Annotated in this window: 12 protein-coding genes and 2 tRNA genes; 8 read left to right on the top strand and 6 right to left on the bottom strand. The window is 33.9% G+C overall.

Annotated elements, in window-relative coordinates; genetic code table 11:
- The first annotated feature begins 1 nt into the window (after position 1).
- Positions 2-2,782 (top strand): T9SS type B sorting domain-containing protein, encoded by a 2,781-nt coding sequence (locus FLAVO9AF_RS06820; RefSeq protein WP_159686159.1) that lies wholly within the window; start codon positions 2-4, stop codon positions 2,780-2,782.
- A 1-nt stretch (position 2,783) separates the two neighbouring features.
- On the opposite strand, the gene FLAVO9AF_RS06815 is transcribed toward FLAVO9AF_RS06820, so the two are convergent.
- On the bottom strand, positions 2,784-3,629 hold the full coding sequence (locus FLAVO9AF_RS06815; RefSeq protein WP_159686156.1) for an AraC family transcriptional regulator: 846 nt from the start codon (positions 3,627-3,629) through the stop codon (positions 2,784-2,786).
- Positions 3,630-3,803: 174 nt separating this feature from the next.
- Here FLAVO9AF_RS06815 and FLAVO9AF_RS06810 point away from each other — a divergent pair, with 174 nt between their 5' ends.
- The 5 genes from FLAVO9AF_RS06810 to FLAVO9AF_RS06790 all read left to right on the top strand — a co-directional run bounded on the left by FLAVO9AF_RS06810 (position 3,804) and on the right by FLAVO9AF_RS06790 (position 11,169).
- On the top strand, positions 3,804-5,711 hold the full coding sequence (locus FLAVO9AF_RS06810) for a beta-L-arabinofuranosidase domain-containing protein (RefSeq protein WP_159686153.1): 1,908 nt from the start codon (positions 3,804-3,806) through the stop codon (positions 5,709-5,711).
- 12 nt (positions 5,712-5,723) lie between these two features.
- Positions 5,724-7,559, top strand: coding sequence for a glycoside hydrolase family 13 protein (locus tag FLAVO9AF_RS06805; RefSeq protein WP_159686150.1), 1,836 nt, complete (start codon positions 5,724-5,726; stop codon positions 7,557-7,559).
- A 7-nt stretch (positions 7,560-7,566) separates the two neighbouring features.
- Entirely contained in the window at positions 7,567-8,487 is a 921-nt protein-coding gene (locus FLAVO9AF_RS06800) for an alpha/beta hydrolase (RefSeq protein WP_159686145.1), read from the top strand.
- Positions 8,488-8,581: 94 nt separating this feature from the next.
- On the top strand, positions 8,582-10,714 hold the full coding sequence (locus tag FLAVO9AF_RS06795) for a GH92 family glycosyl hydrolase (protein WP_159686141.1): 2,133 nt from the start codon (positions 8,582-8,584) through the stop codon (positions 10,712-10,714).
- 38 nt (positions 10,715-10,752) lie between these two features.
- The gene (locus FLAVO9AF_RS06790; protein ID WP_159686137.1) at positions 10,753-11,169 is read left to right on the top strand and encodes a DUF2141 domain-containing protein; all 417 of its coding nucleotides are present in this window, start codon (positions 10,753-10,755) and stop codon (positions 11,167-11,169) included.
- 182 nt (positions 11,170-11,351) lie between these two features.
- Here the strand turns inward: FLAVO9AF_RS06790 and typA are convergent, their stop codons facing one another.
- Positions 11,352-13,148 carry a translational GTPase TypA gene (gene typA, locus FLAVO9AF_RS06785; RefSeq protein WP_159686133.1) on the bottom strand — a complete coding sequence of 599 codons (1,797 nt, stop codon included), beginning with the start codon at positions 13,146-13,148 and terminating at the stop codon, positions 11,352-11,354.
- A 171-nt stretch (positions 13,149-13,319) separates the two neighbouring features.
- Between typA and FLAVO9AF_RS06780 the strand changes: the two genes are divergently transcribed.
- On the top strand, positions 13,320-15,020 hold the full coding sequence (locus tag FLAVO9AF_RS06780; RefSeq protein ID WP_159686130.1) for a BhlA/UviB family holin-like peptide: 1,701 nt from the start codon (positions 13,320-13,322) through the stop codon (positions 15,018-15,020).
- Between the two features lie 10 nt (positions 15,021-15,030).
- Positions 15,031-15,432: a response regulator gene (locus FLAVO9AF_RS06775; protein WP_159686126.1), complete on the top strand. Its 402-nt coding sequence runs from the start codon at positions 15,031-15,033 to the stop codon at positions 15,430-15,432.
- A 62-nt stretch (positions 15,433-15,494) separates the two neighbouring features.
- Here the strand turns inward: FLAVO9AF_RS06775 and rpsT are convergent, their stop codons facing one another.
- The 4 genes from rpsT to proS all read right to left on the bottom strand — a co-directional run bounded on the left by rpsT (position 15,495) and on the right by proS (position 17,634).
- A complete protein-coding gene (rpsT, locus tag FLAVO9AF_RS06770) occupies positions 15,495-15,746 on the bottom strand; it encodes a 30S ribosomal protein S20 (protein ID WP_159686122.1) in 252 nt (83 codons plus the stop codon).
- Between the two features lie 140 nt (positions 15,747-15,886).
- Positions 15,887-15,958, bottom strand: a tRNA-Glu gene (locus tag FLAVO9AF_RS06765).
- A gap of 47 nt (positions 15,959-16,005) precedes the next feature.
- Positions 16,006-16,077, bottom strand: a tRNA-Glu gene (locus tag FLAVO9AF_RS06760).
- Between the two features lie 78 nt (positions 16,078-16,155).
- Positions 16,156-17,634, bottom strand: coding sequence for a proline--tRNA ligase (gene proS / locus FLAVO9AF_RS06755; protein ID WP_159686117.1), 1,479 nt, complete (start codon positions 17,632-17,634; stop codon positions 16,156-16,158).
- Positions 17,635-17,674 lie beyond the last annotated feature (40 nt).

Here is a 17,674-nt window from a genome sequence, read left to right as displayed (position 1 = left end):
TATGAAAATAAAATATATAATCTTTCTATTGTTACTCGTTAACCAAACTACATTTGCTCAAAAAGAGGCGGCGGTTTGGTATTTTGGAAATTTTGCTGGAATTGATTTTAATTCAGGCTCACCCGTTTCTATTACTAATGGAAAGTTGTTTACAAATGAAGGATGCACTTCCATTTCAGATAATAATGGAAACATTCTTTTTTACACTGATGGCTCTTTAGTATACAACAAGCAACATCAAGTCATGCCTAATGGGAATGGGTTATTAGGACATAGATCTAGTACGCAATCCGCTATCATTATTCCAAAGCCAAAAAATAAGTTTCAATATTACATTTTTACCGTTGACGAACCGAATCCAAAAAACACAGACGATACTACATTGAACGATGAAGATCCTCCCAACAATGGATTAAATTATTCTTTGGTTGATACCAGACTAGACAATGGTAATGGAGATATTGTAATTTCAGAAAAAAACATTCCTTTAATCACTTATAATGTAAATGATCCTGAAGAAGTAAAATATAAATGCTCCGAAAAAATCACAGCAGTTCAACATGGAGATGGAGAATCCTTTTGGATTGTTACACATTTCAAAAATAATTTTTATGCCTTTAAAATTAGTGCATCAGGAGTTATTAAAAACCCAATAAAAAGCACAACAAACCTAGTCCCAACTGGAGGTTATATAACTAATGCTATTGGATATTTAAAAGCCTCTCCCAATGGAAAAAAAATTGCAATAGCCAATTCTTCTATCAAAAACACTAATGAAACTGGACCAAAAGGTGAAATAAAGAGAGACACAGGCAATGTTGTTTTATATGACTTCGATTCAACAACTGGGCAAATAAACAACAACATTACACTAATAAGTAATATAAATCCTTATGGTGTTGAGTTTTCAGCTAAATCAAAAAAATTATATATAACAACCAACAATTTTGATGCACAAGGAGTAGTACTTGGGAGCACATTGTACCAATTTGATCTAAAAAGTTCAAACATTGTTAATTCAAAAAAAGCTATTATAAACTCATCCTATGTTGCAGGTGCCCTTCAATTAGGAATTGACGAAAAAATTTATCGCTCAGGGTATCCTATTTTAACCGATAGCTATGATAAACTATCCGTGATAAATAATCCTGAAGCCGATGGATCAAATTGCAATTACATACAAGATGCCATAAGCTTAAAAGTTCCAACAAGAGTAAGATTGGGGTTACCTCCATTTATCACTTCATTATTTCTTTACTCTTTCAACTATGAATTCAACTGCTTTGGAGATAACACCCTTTTTTATTTTAATACAAATGAAAAAGTAGATCAAGTCATTTGGGATTTTGGAGACGGATCGACTTCCTCTGATACTAATGCCTATCATATTTATAAAAATGCAGGGGTTTATAATGTGAAGCTAACTAAAATAATAAATGGTGAACAAAGAGAGCCATTAGAAAAAAAAGTTACTATATACGAATCACCAATTATCTCGGCAAAACCAATTGTATTAGCAGAATGTGATAGTAATGATGAATTCCCTGAGGATGAAAAAACTACATTTAGCTTATCTTCTGCAAACTATGAATTAACTCTAAATAATAATGACTACGAAGTTTATTTTTATCATTCGACGACTGAAGCAATAGCCGATTCTCAAAATATAAATGCTCTTCCAAACGACTATAAAAATACACAGCAAGATGAAATACTAATTGCAAAAGTAACACAACCCAATTCAAACTGTTACAGCCTTGGTAGTATCATTTTACATGTTGACAAAAACATTGAACTCCTTCCCTCTCCCTTCTATTCCTGTACTTTATCTGAGGATAAAGCAAACTTTAATATAAATAACATCAAGGAACATATAAAAAAAGAATTAAATCTTCCTGCTAGTGTTGTTCTCTTTTTATATCAAAATAACAAAGATTTTCAACTTAGAACCAATCCATTAAATGGTGATTTTCTATCAACAAATACAACATTATTCATTAGAGCTGAAAATGATTCAAAATGTTATGGATCGGGAAAGATTACAATTAGTACAATGGCTGTTCCAAAAATAAAAGCCAGCGAAACAGTATATATATGCAAAAATAATCCTAATCTGGTGGCTTTAGGTACTGGAATAGTAAATTTGAATGAAGCTAATAACTATAGTTATCTATGGTCAACTAAAGAAACCTCCCCAACAATAGAAACAAAAAAAACTGGCATTTATACGTTAACTTTAACTAATTTATCTGGCTGTTCATCAACAATTACTTATGAAGTACTCTATTCTTCATTAGCAAAAATTGATAACATCACGATTGATGAAACTGAAAATTCGAATAATGTAGTTGTGACTTTAAATGACCCTCAAAAATACCGCTACAGTATACAACTTGAAGGAGGAAACATATTACCTTTTCAAAATACTCCATTTTTTCAAAATGTTCCTGGCGGTATTCACGAATTAATCATAGAAAATTTAGATGGATGTGGAAGTGTAAAAAAAGAAATTATAATAATAAACTTCCCCAAATTCTTCACCCCAAACGGAGATGGATACAACGATTACTGGAATGTTAAAGGAACCAATACTGCCGCCAACTCAAAATCAGTGATTCGTATTTTTGATCGATATGGTAAATTGCTCAAACAAATTTTCCCTAACAGTAATGGTTGGGACGGAACCTTTAATGGTCAAGCTCTTCCCTCAGATGACTATTGGTACACAGTCGTATTAGAAGATGGTAGAGAAATTAAAGGCCATTTTGCACTGAAACGCTAGTTCATAAAAGGTTTGACTGTCTGAATTGTCTCGGCGTCAAACCTTTTTTCTTTAAAAATATTCGGTTGAAATAACTCAAAGACTCATAGCCGCATTGCATAGCAATCTGATTGATATCCAAATCTGTTTTCAATAAAATTTGGCAACTTTCTTGTATCCGAATATCATTCAAATAATCTGAGAAAGTTTTACCTGTAGCTTTTTTAAAGAACTTACAAAAATTACTTTCCGAAAGTGAAATCAAATTCGCCAACTCACTCAAAGTAATTTTAGTGGTAAGGTTTTGTTCCAAATAACCACAAACTTTATTAATTCTCTTTTCTGTTTCTAAAGAATGTAAGGACACAAAATTTTCTGTTGCCAATGGAAAAGATTCCATAGTACTCAATTGGTTCATTACTGACAAAAAAGAAAGAATACGATCAAAACCGTTGGCCTCCGTAAGTTGAATCATCAAACTTTTAATTTCCTCGTTAGCAGAAGTAAAAAAAAGTCCTTTTTGAGCGGTATTCAATATTTTTTGCAAAGCATCACTCTCTTCAAAACCTAAAAAAGAAGCTATAAATGAGGAAGAAAACTGTAACACAACTGCTTCAAATAATGTATCATCTTTAGATTTTCCTACCCAAGTATGAGGCAAATTAGGACCAATCAAAACCAAATCCCCATCCGTAAAAGATGCATAGCTATTCCCTACTAATCGAAATCCATTGCCTTTGACAATATAAGTCAATTCATATTCGGGATGATAATGCCATTTGAATTCAAAAAAGGGAACTTCAAAACGATAGCTATAAAAAGTAGCATTGGGTTGCTGCAATCTAATTTGTTCTAAAATTGGCTTCATAACACAATACCATTCATTTACACATCAAATATAATCACATAAATTCAATATAGTATCATAATTGAATGAAATAGGATTAATTACAAACCTTTTATTCCACTAATTTTGATAAATCTAGTATTTTTTATCTCAAAAAGTAAAATTTATTGCTTCAAAAACATCAAATTCAAGATTATGAAAAACTATTATATTCTTATTGCCTTATTATTTTTTAGCACTATGAATGCACAACAAAAAAAACAGGAACATTACACGGCACTTCCTTTTGGAAGCATTACACCTTCGGGCTGGATAAAAAATCAAATGGAAAAAGATATGCAAGGTTTCGTTGGTCATCTTGATGAATTAGTTCCCGATTTGATTAATGATCCCATATACGGAAAAGGCAGATTGCAAAAACACAGCAAAGCAAAAGATTTGGGCAATCAAAAAGAGGGAGATGCCGAAGGAGATGATCAATACAAATGGTGGAATAGTGAGACGCAATCCAATTGGTGGGATGGCTACATTAGAAATGCCATTTTGCTGAATGATACCAAGGCTTTACAAAAAGTAAAAAAACATATTAACGAAATCTTAGCCACACAAGATGCTGATGGCTATCTTGGAATCTACGATCCTGAACTACGTTACAAGTTCAATTCAGAAAACGGAGAATTATGGGCCAAAGCCACTTTGTATCGCGGTTTATTAGCCTATTATGACTATTCCAAAGATCCTAAAGTTTGGAAATCTTTGGTAAAAGCTGTCGATAACGTAATGCAAAATTATCCCATAAACGCGTCAAGTCCGTTTAGTTCAGGGGAAAAATTCAATGGTGGAGTCTCTCACGGCTTAACATTTACAGATGTTTTAGACAAAATGTACCAAATCACCAAAGAACAAAAATACCTAGATTATGCATTGTTCTTGTACTTGGATTACTCAAAAACCTATCAATCTGAAAAAGATGCACAATTACAAAACATTTTAAATCCAAATTACAAACTGCAGTCGCACGGCGTTCATACATTTGAACATTTACGCCCTCTTATTGTGGCTACTTATGCCAAAAACAATCCTGAAATGGAACAAGCTCTTATTTTGTTTTTACAACGCATCAGAGAAGTTACCACCTCCACAGGAGGACCAATAGGTGATGAATGGATAGCTGAAAGAAAAGCCAATGCAACACATACAGGTTATGAATATTGCTCTATTCACGAACTTTTGGACAGCTATAGCGTCTTGCTACAAAAAAATGGAGAAGCAAAACTCGGAGATGAAATTGAAACTATATTTTATAATGCTGCACAAGGGAGTCGAGATCCAAAACATTCCTGCATAGCGTATCTTAAGACTGATAACTCCTTTGAAATGATGGGTACTAAAAATGGAGAAACTGAACCCGATAGAAAACAAACCCGATACAAATACTCACCAGCGCATCAAGATGTAGCAGTTTGTTGTAATCCAAATGCTGGTAGAATTACACCTTATTTCCTAGAAAAATCGTGGTTATTGGAAGATAATAATACACTTGTTGCCAGCTTACTTGGTCCTTCAACTGTAAAATCAACCATAGAAAACAAACCCGTTCAAATTGAAGAGATCACCCAATATCCATTTGAAAACCAGTTTACATTTAGGATAACTAATCCCAAAAAGGCAAAATTTAATCTAAAAATCAGAAAACCTAATTGGGCAACTAAAATAATCGCATCAAAGCCATACAAAGAGATTCACGGATTTGTACTTTTTGAAGAAAACAATAAACAAAAAGAGGAGATTACGCTAGAATTCGAAGCAGCAATCATTGTCAAAAAGGACGACAACAACGAAAAATATTTCACCTATGGCGCTCAAGTTTTTGCGCTACCCATTCAAGCCGAAGAAATAAAAGGGAGACAGTACAAAACTGGTTTTTATGATGTAGAATATGCTCCTAAAGAAAAGTTAAGTTACTCCTTTATTGAGGAAAATAATGCTAAATTTAAAAATGGTAAAATAGAGGTAACTTTAAAAAACAACAGTACCCAAACCACTGAAAAAGTGACTCTTATTCCTTTTGGAAAAACCATTTTAAGACAAGTTTCCTTTTAAAAAATTGCATTTATGAAAAAAATAGCCTTTCTATTTATCCTTATCACCACTACCTTTCAAGCACAGATCCAACGCATTGAGCCAGCAAATTGGTGGGTGGGAATGAAACTCAATCAAATCACTTTATTGGTCTACGGAGATAATATTCAAGATTTAGAACCTAGTACAACATACAGTGGTTTGAATATTGTAAAAACGGAAAAAGTCGAAAATCGCAACTATCTTTTTGTGACGATAAACATAGCTCCCGATACTAAAGTTGGAAAAGCTAAAATTGACTTTAAGAAGAATGGAAAAACCATCATTACCAAAGATTTTCCTTTATTAGCAAGAGAAAACAATAGTGCGAACCGAGCCAGTTTCTCTCCAAAAGATGCTATACTCTTAATCATGCCCGATCGTTTTGCAAATGGTAATCCCAAAAACGATAACCTGTCAGGTAGTTTAGAAAAAGCCAATCGCGCTGACGAAAGCGGAAGACACGGTGGTGACATTCAAGGAATTATTATCAACTTAGATTACATTCAATCGCTTGGTTATACTCAAATTTGGAATACGCCGCTTGCAGAAAACAATATGCCAAAGTATTCATATCACGGTTATGCTGCTACTGATTTTTATAAAATTGACCCTCGCTACGGCACCAATGAAGATTTTAAAAGACTTGTACAAGAAGCTAAAAAAAGAAACATAGGCTTGATTTGGGATGTTGTTTTAAATCATTGTGGCTTAGAATATTATTTTATCAAAGACATGCCAATGAAGGATTGGGTTAATGTTCCAGATACCAAAACAAGAACCAATCACTTGAAATCGACACTTTTGGACCCTTATGCCACTGAACAAGATAAAAAAGGGTATACCGATGGATGGTTTGATTCCACTATGCCCGATTTAAACCAAAAAAATCCATTGATGGCGAGTTATTTAATTCAAAATACCATTTGGTGGGTAGAATATGCTGGGCTTTCTGGATTTAGAGAAGACACCTTTTCGTATGCTGATAAAGATTTCTTGGCCAAATGGACCAAAACCATTCTAGAAGAGTATCCCAACTTTAATATCGTAGGTGAAGAAATGACACATGTCACAGAAATCGCTGCTTATTGGCAAAAAGACAAAAAAAATGTAGATGGATACCAATGTTACTTGCCATCCTTAATGGATTTTGCTCTAACCGATAATTTGGTAAAAGCCTTGAACAATAAAAATGATTGGGAATCAACATGGAAAGAAATATACAGAGGTTTGGGACAAGATTACCAATTTCCGAACCCCAATAATTTGCTGATTTTCCCAGACAATCACGATATGGATCGTATATATACTAGATTACAACACAATCTGGACCATTGGAAATTAGCCATGACCTTATATGCAACTATGCGAGGAATTCCGCAAATGTATTATGGCACTGAATTATTGTACAGACAAGAAAAACCAGGTAATGATGGGTTCAGAAGGGTCGATTTTTATGGTGGTTGGGAAGGAGATTCCAAAAATGCTGTTACTGGAAAAGGACTAACTAGTGAAGAAGTAGAGGCACAAAAATTCTTTACCCATCTTTTCAATTGGAGAAAAACAGCCACCGCTATTCACAATGGAAAATTCAAACATTATGCTCCCGAAAAAAATGACGCTTACGTCTATTTCCGATACAACGATACTCAAAAAATAATGGTGATTTTGAATAAAAACGATAAAAAAATCACATTGGATATGAAAACCTATCAAGACATGATTCCTTCCAATTTCAATGCAAAAGAAGCACTAAGAGGTAAAGAAATAAATGTGAATGGAACACTAGAAGTAGACCCAAAATCGGCCTTGATTCTAGAAATTAAATAGCATAGCAATGAAAAAACAGCTCACCATTTTCTTGGTTCTCTTTTTAATGTTTGCCGCAACAGCACAAGTACAAGTCACTTCAGGCAAAGTACAGCGTTTTGAAAATTTCAAATCAAAACTAATTGATGCCCGAAACATTGATGTTTGGCTGCCCGATGGCTATTCTGAGAAAGAAAAATATGCCGTTTTGTATATGCATGATGGTCAAGCGTTATACGATGCACAAAGTACTTGGAACAAACAAGCTTGGGAAATAGATGAAGTGGCAGGAAAATTAATTGCCGAAAGGAAAACTCAAAAATTTATTGTCGTAGGCATTTGGAACAACGGCCCAAAACGCCACCCAGAATATTTCCCTCAGAAGCCTTATGAAAGTTTGACCCAAATTCAAAGAGACACCGTAACAGCTCAATTACAAAAAGCAGGTAGAACCAAGGACATTTTTAAACCGTATTCTGATTTGTACCTTCAGTTTTTAGTTACCGAGGTAAAACCCTTTATCGACAAGACATTCTCTACAAAAAAGGACCAAAAAAATACTTTTGTTGCTGGCTCAAGTATGGGTGGACTCATTTCGATGTATGCTATTTGTGAATATCCAAAAGTTTTTGGAGGTGCCGCCTGTTTATCTACACATTGGCCAGGCACTTTTTCTTCAGACAATAATCCAATTCCAAATGCCTTTGTAGATTACCTCAAAAAGAAGCTTCCCAATCCTAAAAACCATAAAATCTACTTTGATTATGGCGACCAAACCTTGGATGCACTTTACCCACCGCTACAACAAAAAGTAGATGTTGTGATGAAAGCCAAAGGTTTTACCAACAAAAACTGGGAAACCAAATTCTTACCCGGAGAAAACCATTCGGAAGTAGCTTGGGCGAAGCGATTGGATATCCCACTATTGTTTCTGTTAAAAAATGAATAATGAAATCGCCACTGACAACAAGTTTGTTGCAAACAAACACCGATAAGTAAAAGGCGATACCATATATGACCTCTAACAAATAAAATTTTCATATATGAAAAAGGCACTACTAATTCTGTTTGCTATCGTATTATTTCAAGGGTGTTCAAAAAAGGAAGAAGCGACTGATTTTACTCAATTTGTCAACCCTTTTATTGGAACCGATGGAACAGGTCATACTTTTCCGGGAGCCTGTTTGCCTTTTGGAATGGTACAGCCAAGTCCAGATAATGTAGATATAGGTTGGGATTACACCTCAGGCTATCAATACAAGAATCCTGAAATTCTAGGCTTTTCCCAAACCCATTTGAGTGGAACCGGAATTAATGATTTAGGGGATGTACTATTGCTTCCTTTTGTAGAAAACAAAGGCGAAAATTTCAAAACGGGTTATAACAAAAAAACTGAAAAAGCTAGCCCAGGTACTTATTCTGTCACCTTAAATGACAGTATAAAAGTTAACCTTACCGCTACTGAACGAGTTGCTTTTAATCAGTTTGTCTACCCAACAAACAAGGCAAAATTATTAGTTGACATTCAACACGGGTTGCGCTTTTTGACCGATTCTTTGGTTTTAGATAGTAAAGTTAGCATTGAAAACAACAACACTATTTCGGGTTATTGTCATAACAAAAACTGGGTGGAACGAAAATACTTCTTCACGCTCACTTTTGATACTTCATTTTTGAATGCAACAGAACTTCCCAAAAAACCTAAAGAAAAAGCGCCTCGATACATTCTTGATTTTGAGCTAAAAAACAAGACACTACAAGCCAAAATTGCCTTTTCGACTGTAAGTATTGAAGGAGCCAAAAACAATTTAAAAACAGAATTACCTCATTGGGATTTTGAACAAACGGTGGCTAATGCCAAAGAAAAATGGAACGACTATTTGTCTAAAATTGAAATTGAAGCACCTCTAAAACAAAAGCAAATATTTTATACTTCTTTGTACCATTTATTTACACAACCCTCCAACATTGCTGATGTTGATGGTCAATATCGAGGTGCAGATGATAAAATAGCAAAAGCCCCCAATGGAGAATACTACTCTACGCTATCCTTGTGGGATACTTATAGAGCAGCCAACCCTTTGTATACTATCTTGGTGCCTGAACGCGTGAATGGTTTTATAAACACTATGCTTTTGCATCATAAAGCTGCTGGTTATTTACCAATTTGGACCGATTGGGGACAAGAGAACAATTGTATGATTGGCAATCATGCCATTCCAATAATAACCGATGCTTACAATAAAGGATTCAAAGGATTTGATGCCAATGAAGCTCTGCAAGCTATGATTGAAACAACCAACAAAAACCATCCAAATAACGACTGGGATTTATACAATACATATGGCTATTATCCTTTTGATAAAATAGATAACGAAGCTGTTTCACGCACATTAGAAAGTGGCTATGACGATTACTGTGTGGCATTATTAGCTGAGAAATTAGGCAATAAAGCAGTTGCCGAAACCTATTACAAAAGAGCCTCCTACTATAAAAACCTATTTGATAAAAACACAGGCTTGATGCGAGGAAAAGAAACGAATGGAAATTGGAGAACGCCATTTGAACCTTTGAAACCGACCTCCCCTATGAACAATCCAGGTGATTATACCGAAGCTAATGCGTGGCAATACTCTTGGGCTTCTACTCAACATGACGTAGTAGGTCTTACCCAATTATTAGGAGGAAAAGAACAGTTTACCAAACAATTGAATACTTTTTTTACTCTTAGTGGAGAAAAAGACAACAAACATCTTGGTCAAGAAGGAATGATTGGTCAATACGCCCATGGCAATGAACCAAGCCATCATATTTCGTATTTGTATGCTTTTTCAAACGAACCCGAAAAAGGAAGAAAATTAATCACTCAGATTTATAATCAGTTTTACAACAACACTCCAAATGGAATCACAGGTAATGATGATTGTGGTCAAATGAGCGCTTGGTACATATTAACGACACTAGGTTTTTACCCTGTAAATCCAGCAACAGGTGAATTTGTTTTCGGGATGCCACAAGTAAAAAAGGCAACTTTGCATTTAAAAGACAACAAAAAACTAATCGTTGTATCATCTGGAAATTCAAAGTATACAATAAAACTAAATGAAAAAAATAGCACGAAGAATTCCATTTCCTATTCTCAAATAATGAATGGGGGAAATTTAACTTTTGAATAAAAAAGCTTTTCATAAACAAATCTATAATTATCCATAAAATGTACCGATTCATCATCCTCTTTTTATTCGTTTGCAGTATGGCTTTTTCTCAAAACACAAGTCTTACTGCTACTGTCACAGGTATAAAAAACAATACCGGAAAACTTACCGTCGAAGTCTACAACTCGAAAGGAAAGTTTTTAAAAAGTGTTTTTAAAACCACTTCTTCAACTATCAAATCCAATTCGGCTATTGTTGTTTTTAGTGATTTACCCAAATCCGAATACACTGTTATGGTATATCACGACGAAAACAATAATGGAAAATTGGATAAAAACTTCATCGGAATGCCAAAAGAAGCTGTAGCTTGTTCGAACAATGCTAAAGGATTTATGGGTCCACCAAAATATGAGGATGCAAAGTTTTCTCTTGTTGCTGACTCAAAAATTACAATTAAAATGAATGATAAGCTATAATTTCTAATGGTATCAATATTGTGTTAGGGATAGGAGCGGCATCCTTTTTGGGGCTTTTTTCTAGCCCTAAAAAGATATAGCGGATAGCCCGACCCGCATTTTTCTTGCGGGAAACACCATAAAAAAATCCCAAACTCCATTACTTTGGAATTTGGGATTTACTATTTTGAGATTTAAAAAAATTAAACTTTAAATCTTTTTCTATCTGTTTCTGTTAAATAGATTTTTCTCAAACGAATAGATTTTGGAGTAACCTCAACATATTCATCTTTTTGAATGTACTCTAAAGCTTCTTCCAATGAAAAGATAATTGGAGGAATAATTCTAGCTTTATCATCATTTCCAGAAGAACGTACGTTAGATTGTTTTTTCTCTTTAGTTACGTTTATACACATATCATCTCCACGAGAGTTTTCTCCAATAACTTGTCCTTCGTAGATTTCAGCATTTGGCTCAACGAAAAACTTACCACGATCTTGTAATTTATCGATAGAATAAGGAATAGCTTTTCCTTTTTCCATAGAGATCAATGAACCTTTGTTACGTCCAGCAATTTCACCTTTGTAAGGCTCATATCCGATAAAACGGTGTGCCATAATAGCCTCACCAGCAGTAGCAGTAAGCAATTGGTTACGTAATCCTATGATACCACGAGATGGAATATTAAATTTAATAATCATACGCTCTCCTTTAGTTTCCATAGAAAGCATTTCACCTTTACGCAAAGTAACAAATTCAACAGCTCTTCCAGAAAGATTTTCTGGTAAGTCGATAGTTAACTCTTCAATTGGTTCACATTTTTTACCATCAATTTCTTTGATGATTACTTGTGGTTGACCAATTTGTAATTCGTATCCTTCTCTTCTCATGGTTTCAATAAGAACAGATAAGTGCAATACACCACGACCAAAAACCATAAACTTATCAGCTGAATCAGTTTCACCCAATTTCATTGCTAAGTTTTTTTCTAATTCTTTTGTTAAACGCTCTCTAATATGACGAGAAGTTACAAATTTACCTTCTTTACCAAAGAATGGAGAATCATTAATGGTAAACAACATACTCATTGTAGGTTCATCAATTGCAATAGAAGCTAATCCTTCAGGATTTTCAAAATCAGAGATAGTATCACCAATTTCAAAACCTTCAACACCAACAATTGCACAAATATCTCCAGCAATTACTTGTTCTACTTTTTTACGTCCAAGACCTTCAAAAGTGTGTAATTCTTTAATTTTAGATTTAGATACAGAACCATCTCTTTTTACTAAAGAAATTGGCATCCCTTCTTTCAAAATACCTCTTTCCAAACGACCAATAGCGATACGACCTGTAAAAGCAGAAAAATCAAGAGAGGTAATCAACATTTGTGGATTTCCTTCTGACACTTTTGGCGCAGGAACATTTTCAATTACCATATCCAACAAAGGCTCGATGTTTTCTGTTTGATTTTTCCAATCATCAGACATCCAGTTGTTCTTAGCAGAACCATATACTGTTGGGAAATCTAATTGCCATTCTTGTGCTCCTAATTCAAACATTAAGTCAAAAACTTTTTCGTGAACTTCTTCAGGAGTACAGTTTTCTTTATCTACTTTATTGATAACTACACAAGGCTTTAGACCTAAGTCAATCGCTTTTTGTAATACAAAACGAGTTTGTGGCATTGGACCTTCAAAAGCATCCACTAGTAAACATACACCATCGGCCATGTTCAATACACGTTCTACTTCACCTCCAAAATCGGCGTGACCAGGAGTATCGATAATATTGATTTTTGTTCCTTTATATTGAACTGAAACGTTTTTAGAAGTAATAGTAATACCTCTCTCACGCTCTAAATCGTTGTTATCAAGAATTAAATCACCTGTATTTTCGTTGTCACGAAATAATTGACAGTGATACATAATTTTATCAACCAAAGTGGTTTTACCGTGATCGACGTGGGCAATAATTGCAATGTTTCTAATAGATTCCATCTGTGATTTTTAATGGCTGCAAAGGTACACTTTATTTTCATATAAAAAACTTTCCAACACGGTTTCCTAAAACAATGAATAACAAGTAGTTCATTATTTATCAATTTTAAGAGACAAAGTTTTATAACAGAAATTTAAAATTCTAACAAATAAATTATTTATATTTGATTGATGAGAAGTAAAACCAACCAAATAATTAGTATTTTCATTCTTTTCTCCATATTCATGGCCATACTTTGGCATAAATTCTCAAACAATCTTCAACTTGAAAATCCTTACTATTACAACCTTATCAAAGATGTTATTTTTATCTTATTTGTAGGTTTATTATTTCGATATATTTTATCCAAAAACGAAAAACGCAATAGTAGAATTTTAGAAAAAATAAAATCCAACAATAACGAAATAAAAGAATCTAACGAGAAATACGATATTGTATCAAAAGCCACTAGTGACACTATTTGGGACTGGAAAATACAAGATGATACAATAACTTGGAACAAAGGAATTGAAACTATTTTTGGCTACACACAGGAAGAGGTTGGCAATAATTCTGCGTGGTGGTTCGATAAAATTCATCCTGAAGACAGTATAAAAATGTCGGTAAAACTCTATTCATTTATTGAACAAAAATCAGAAAAATGGCAAGACCAATACCGTTTTAGATGTGCTGACAACACCTATAAATATGTACTAGATAGAGGCTTTCTATTAAAAGACAAAAAAGGGAGAGCACTTAGAATGATTGGAGCCATTCAAGACATAACCAAACAAAAAAAGGAAGAAGAAAATCTTAAATTATTAGAAACCGTTGTAACACAAACCAAAGATGCAGTTGTAATTACCAAATCAGATTCCAACAGCGAAACATTCCCAAATATAATATATGTAAACAATGCTTTTTGCGCCATGACTGGCTACAAGTCGAAAAAAGTATTATCAAAACCATTCAACCCCTTCAATACTGAAGAGCTAGATAGTCATGAATATGAAAAATTCATTGCTGCAATTGAAGAAAAAAGAGAATGTCAGATAGAAACTTTAACCAAAAAGAAGAATAAAGAAGAATATTGGGTGCGCTTTTCTATGATTCCAATTTATAACTCAGACAACGAACTCTCCCATTGGATTTCTATTCAAAAAGATGTAACCGAGGAAAGAAAACAAGAAAAGGAAAAAGAGCAACTAATTCGAGAATTAACACAAAACAATAAGGATTTAAAACAATTTTCATACATAACCTCTCATAATCTTAGAGCTCCATTGTCAAATCTTATAGGGCTTTTAAATTTAATCGAAGACATCCCTATTAACGACTCTGAACTACTAGAAATAATTAATGGTTTTAAAAAATCGACACATCTTTTAAACGAAACTATAAATGATTTAGTAAAAATCATCGTAATCAAAGACAAAATATCCATTCAAAAAGAAAACGTAACAATCAATGAAGTTGTAGAACATGTTTTTAGTCAACTCAAATTTCAAATTGAGCAATCAAAACCCATACTCAAACTAAATTTTGACGAAGCAGATACAATTTACACCAATAAAGCGTACCTTGAAAGCATTTTGATCAACTTGTTAACGAATTCTATTAAATACAAATCGGAAACAAAAAAGTTAAAAATTTCAATTACAATTAAAAAAATAAACAATTCGACCATATTAAAATTTAAAGACAATGGTATAGGAATTGACCTTAAACGAAATTCAGAACATATTTTTGGTTTATATCAAAGATTCCATGATTATCCTGATAGCAAAGGATTAGGACTCTATTTAGTAAAATCTCAAATAGAATCATTAGGCGGCACAATAAGCATTGAAAGCGAAGTAAACAAGGGGACAGAATTCACCTTAACCTTTTAAACAAAAGAAGATGTACAACACCATTTTTTGCATAGATGACGACCCTATTTCGTTAATGATTAGTAAAAAAATCATATCTAAAACCTCTTTCGCAAAAGAGATTTTAACCGCATTGAATGGAGAAGAAGCGCTAAAAATGTACAATGAACTCAACAAAAACCAATCATTAAGTTCAAAACCAGAGTTTATTTTCTTAGACCTAAATATGCCAGTAATGGGAGGATGGGAATTCTTAGAACGATTTACCCAACCTGAATATGCCGCTTTTAACAATACGAAAGTAATTATTCTATCCTCCACTATCGACCCACAAGATTTAGCTAAAGCAAAAACCTATAAAATAGTCGCTGATTTTTTACCAAAGCCAATTACCGTAGGAATGTTAGAGTATATTACAGAAAAATTCAGATAAATACAAAACAAAAAAAGCTCCTAAAAAGGAGCTTTTTTTATATATCAAATACTAAATGTTTATTACAATTTAGCAACGTGTTTCGTTAATTTAGATTTTAAATTAGAAGCTTTATTATCATGAATGATGTTTTTCTTAGCTAATTTATCAATCATAGATATAACAGCAGACAATTTAGCTGAAGCATCAACTTTATCTGTAGCAATTCTTAACGCCTTGATAGCATTACGAGTAGTTTTGTGTTGGTATCTATTTAACACTCTTTTCTTTTCGTTACTTCTAATTCTCTTTAAAGCTGACTTATGATTTGCCATTGTACTATTTTTTTATCTTTATTATTTTATTTTGAAGTCTATAAAGAAGCTAATACTTATTTTGGCCAAAACCGGCTTTACTATTAAAAAAACAAAGTAAATGTCTTTTTACATCTTAGTACTACTTCAATAAAAATTTGTAGTCCGTGGGGGAATCGAACCCCCCTTACCAGGATGAAAACCTGGCGTCCTAACCGATAGACGAACGGACCAATCTCCTGATTAAAGTACAGGAAAACTATATTTAAAACAAAATTTGTAGTCCGTGGGGGAATCGAACCCCCCTTACCAGGATGAAAACCTGGCGTCCTAACCGATAGACGAACGGACCCTGCTTCTGTATTGCGGATGCAAAAATACAACTATTTTTGAGAAGCACAATAGCTGATGCAAAAAAAATTAATTTTTTTTAATATGCCTTTGCAAAAAGCACTCTTCCAACCGAAGGATTCCCAGTAAACACACAGCTTCCCGCCTCCTCTACTCTATCCAAAGGAATACATCTTATGGTTGCTTTTGTCAATTCTTTTATCTTTTCTTCAGTAGCCGCAGTTCCGTCCCAATGGGCTGAAATGAACCCTCCTTTGCCTTCCAAAACAGACTTAAATTCCTCAAAACTATTTACTTCTGTAATATGACTCTCTCTGTAAGATAGCGCATTATTAAATAAATCCGTTTGAATTTGAGAAAGTAAATTAGCAATATAATTTTCAATACCATCTGCAGCAACGACCTCTTTGGACAAATTATCTCGTCGAGCTACTTCAAAAGTTCCATTTTCTAAATCTTTTGGACCAACTGCAATTCGAACTGGAACACCTTTTAATTCCCACTCTGCAAATTTAAATCCTGGTTTCTGTGTGGTTCTATCATCATACTTAACACTAATATTAAGTTTGCGCAACGCTGCTGAAATAGTAGCAACAGCAGCAGAAATAGCTTGCAATTGTTCTTCTGACTTATATATAGGCACAATTACAACTTGAATTGGCGCCAAATTAGGAGGTAAAACCAATCCTTTATCATCAGAGTGCGTCATAACTAAAGCCCCCATCAATCGGGTCGAAACTCCCCAAGAAGTTCCCCAAACATATTCTTGCTTACCTTCTGCATTGGCAAACTTAACATCAAAAGCTTTGGCGAAATTTTGACCTAAAAAATGTGATGTACCAGCTTGCAATGCCTTCCCGTCTTGCATCAAAGCTTCGATACAATACGTTTCTTCAGCACCTGCGAATCGTTCTGTTTCTGTTTTCAAGCCTTTTACAACAGGTATAGCCATAAATTTTTGAACGAAATCAGCATAAACATTCATCATTTTTTCCGATTCTTCAATCGCTTCTTTTTTGGTTGCATGAGCAGTATGTCCTTCTTGCCACAAAAACTCAGCAGTTCTTAAAAACAAACGAGTTCGCATTTCCCATCTCACTACATTCGCCCATTGATTAATCAACAATGGCAAATCTCGATACGATTGTACCCAACCTTTATAAGTAGACCAAATGATTGCCTCACTAGTTGGACGTACAATTAACTCCTCTTCTAATTTAGCATTTGGATCCACCATTAATTTTCCAGGCTTATCAGGATCATTTTTTAATCTATAATGAGTTACTATCGCACATTCTTTCGCAAATCCTTCAGCATTCTTTTCTTCAGCTTCAAACATACTTTTCGGAACAAACAAAGGAAAATAAGCATTTTGATGTCCCGTTTCTTTAAACATACGGTCTAATTCTGCTTGCATTTTTTCCCAGATAGCATATCCATATGGCTTGATCACCATACAGCCTCTAACACCTGAATTCTCGGCTAAATCAGCTTTTACAACTAGCTCATTATACCATTTAGAATAATCTTCTTCTCTTGTAGTAAGGTTCTTGCTCATATCAAATAGTTTGGCACAAATTTTGTTTTATTTTTTTTTA

Source organism: Flavobacterium sp. 9R (assembly GCF_902506345.1).
In the GTDB taxonomy this organism is placed as follows: Bacteria; Bacteroidota; Bacteroidia; order Flavobacteriales; family Flavobacteriaceae; genus Flavobacterium.
Note: the sequence above shows the minus strand (reverse complement) of the source record. Positions and strands in the feature narration are given on the sequence as shown.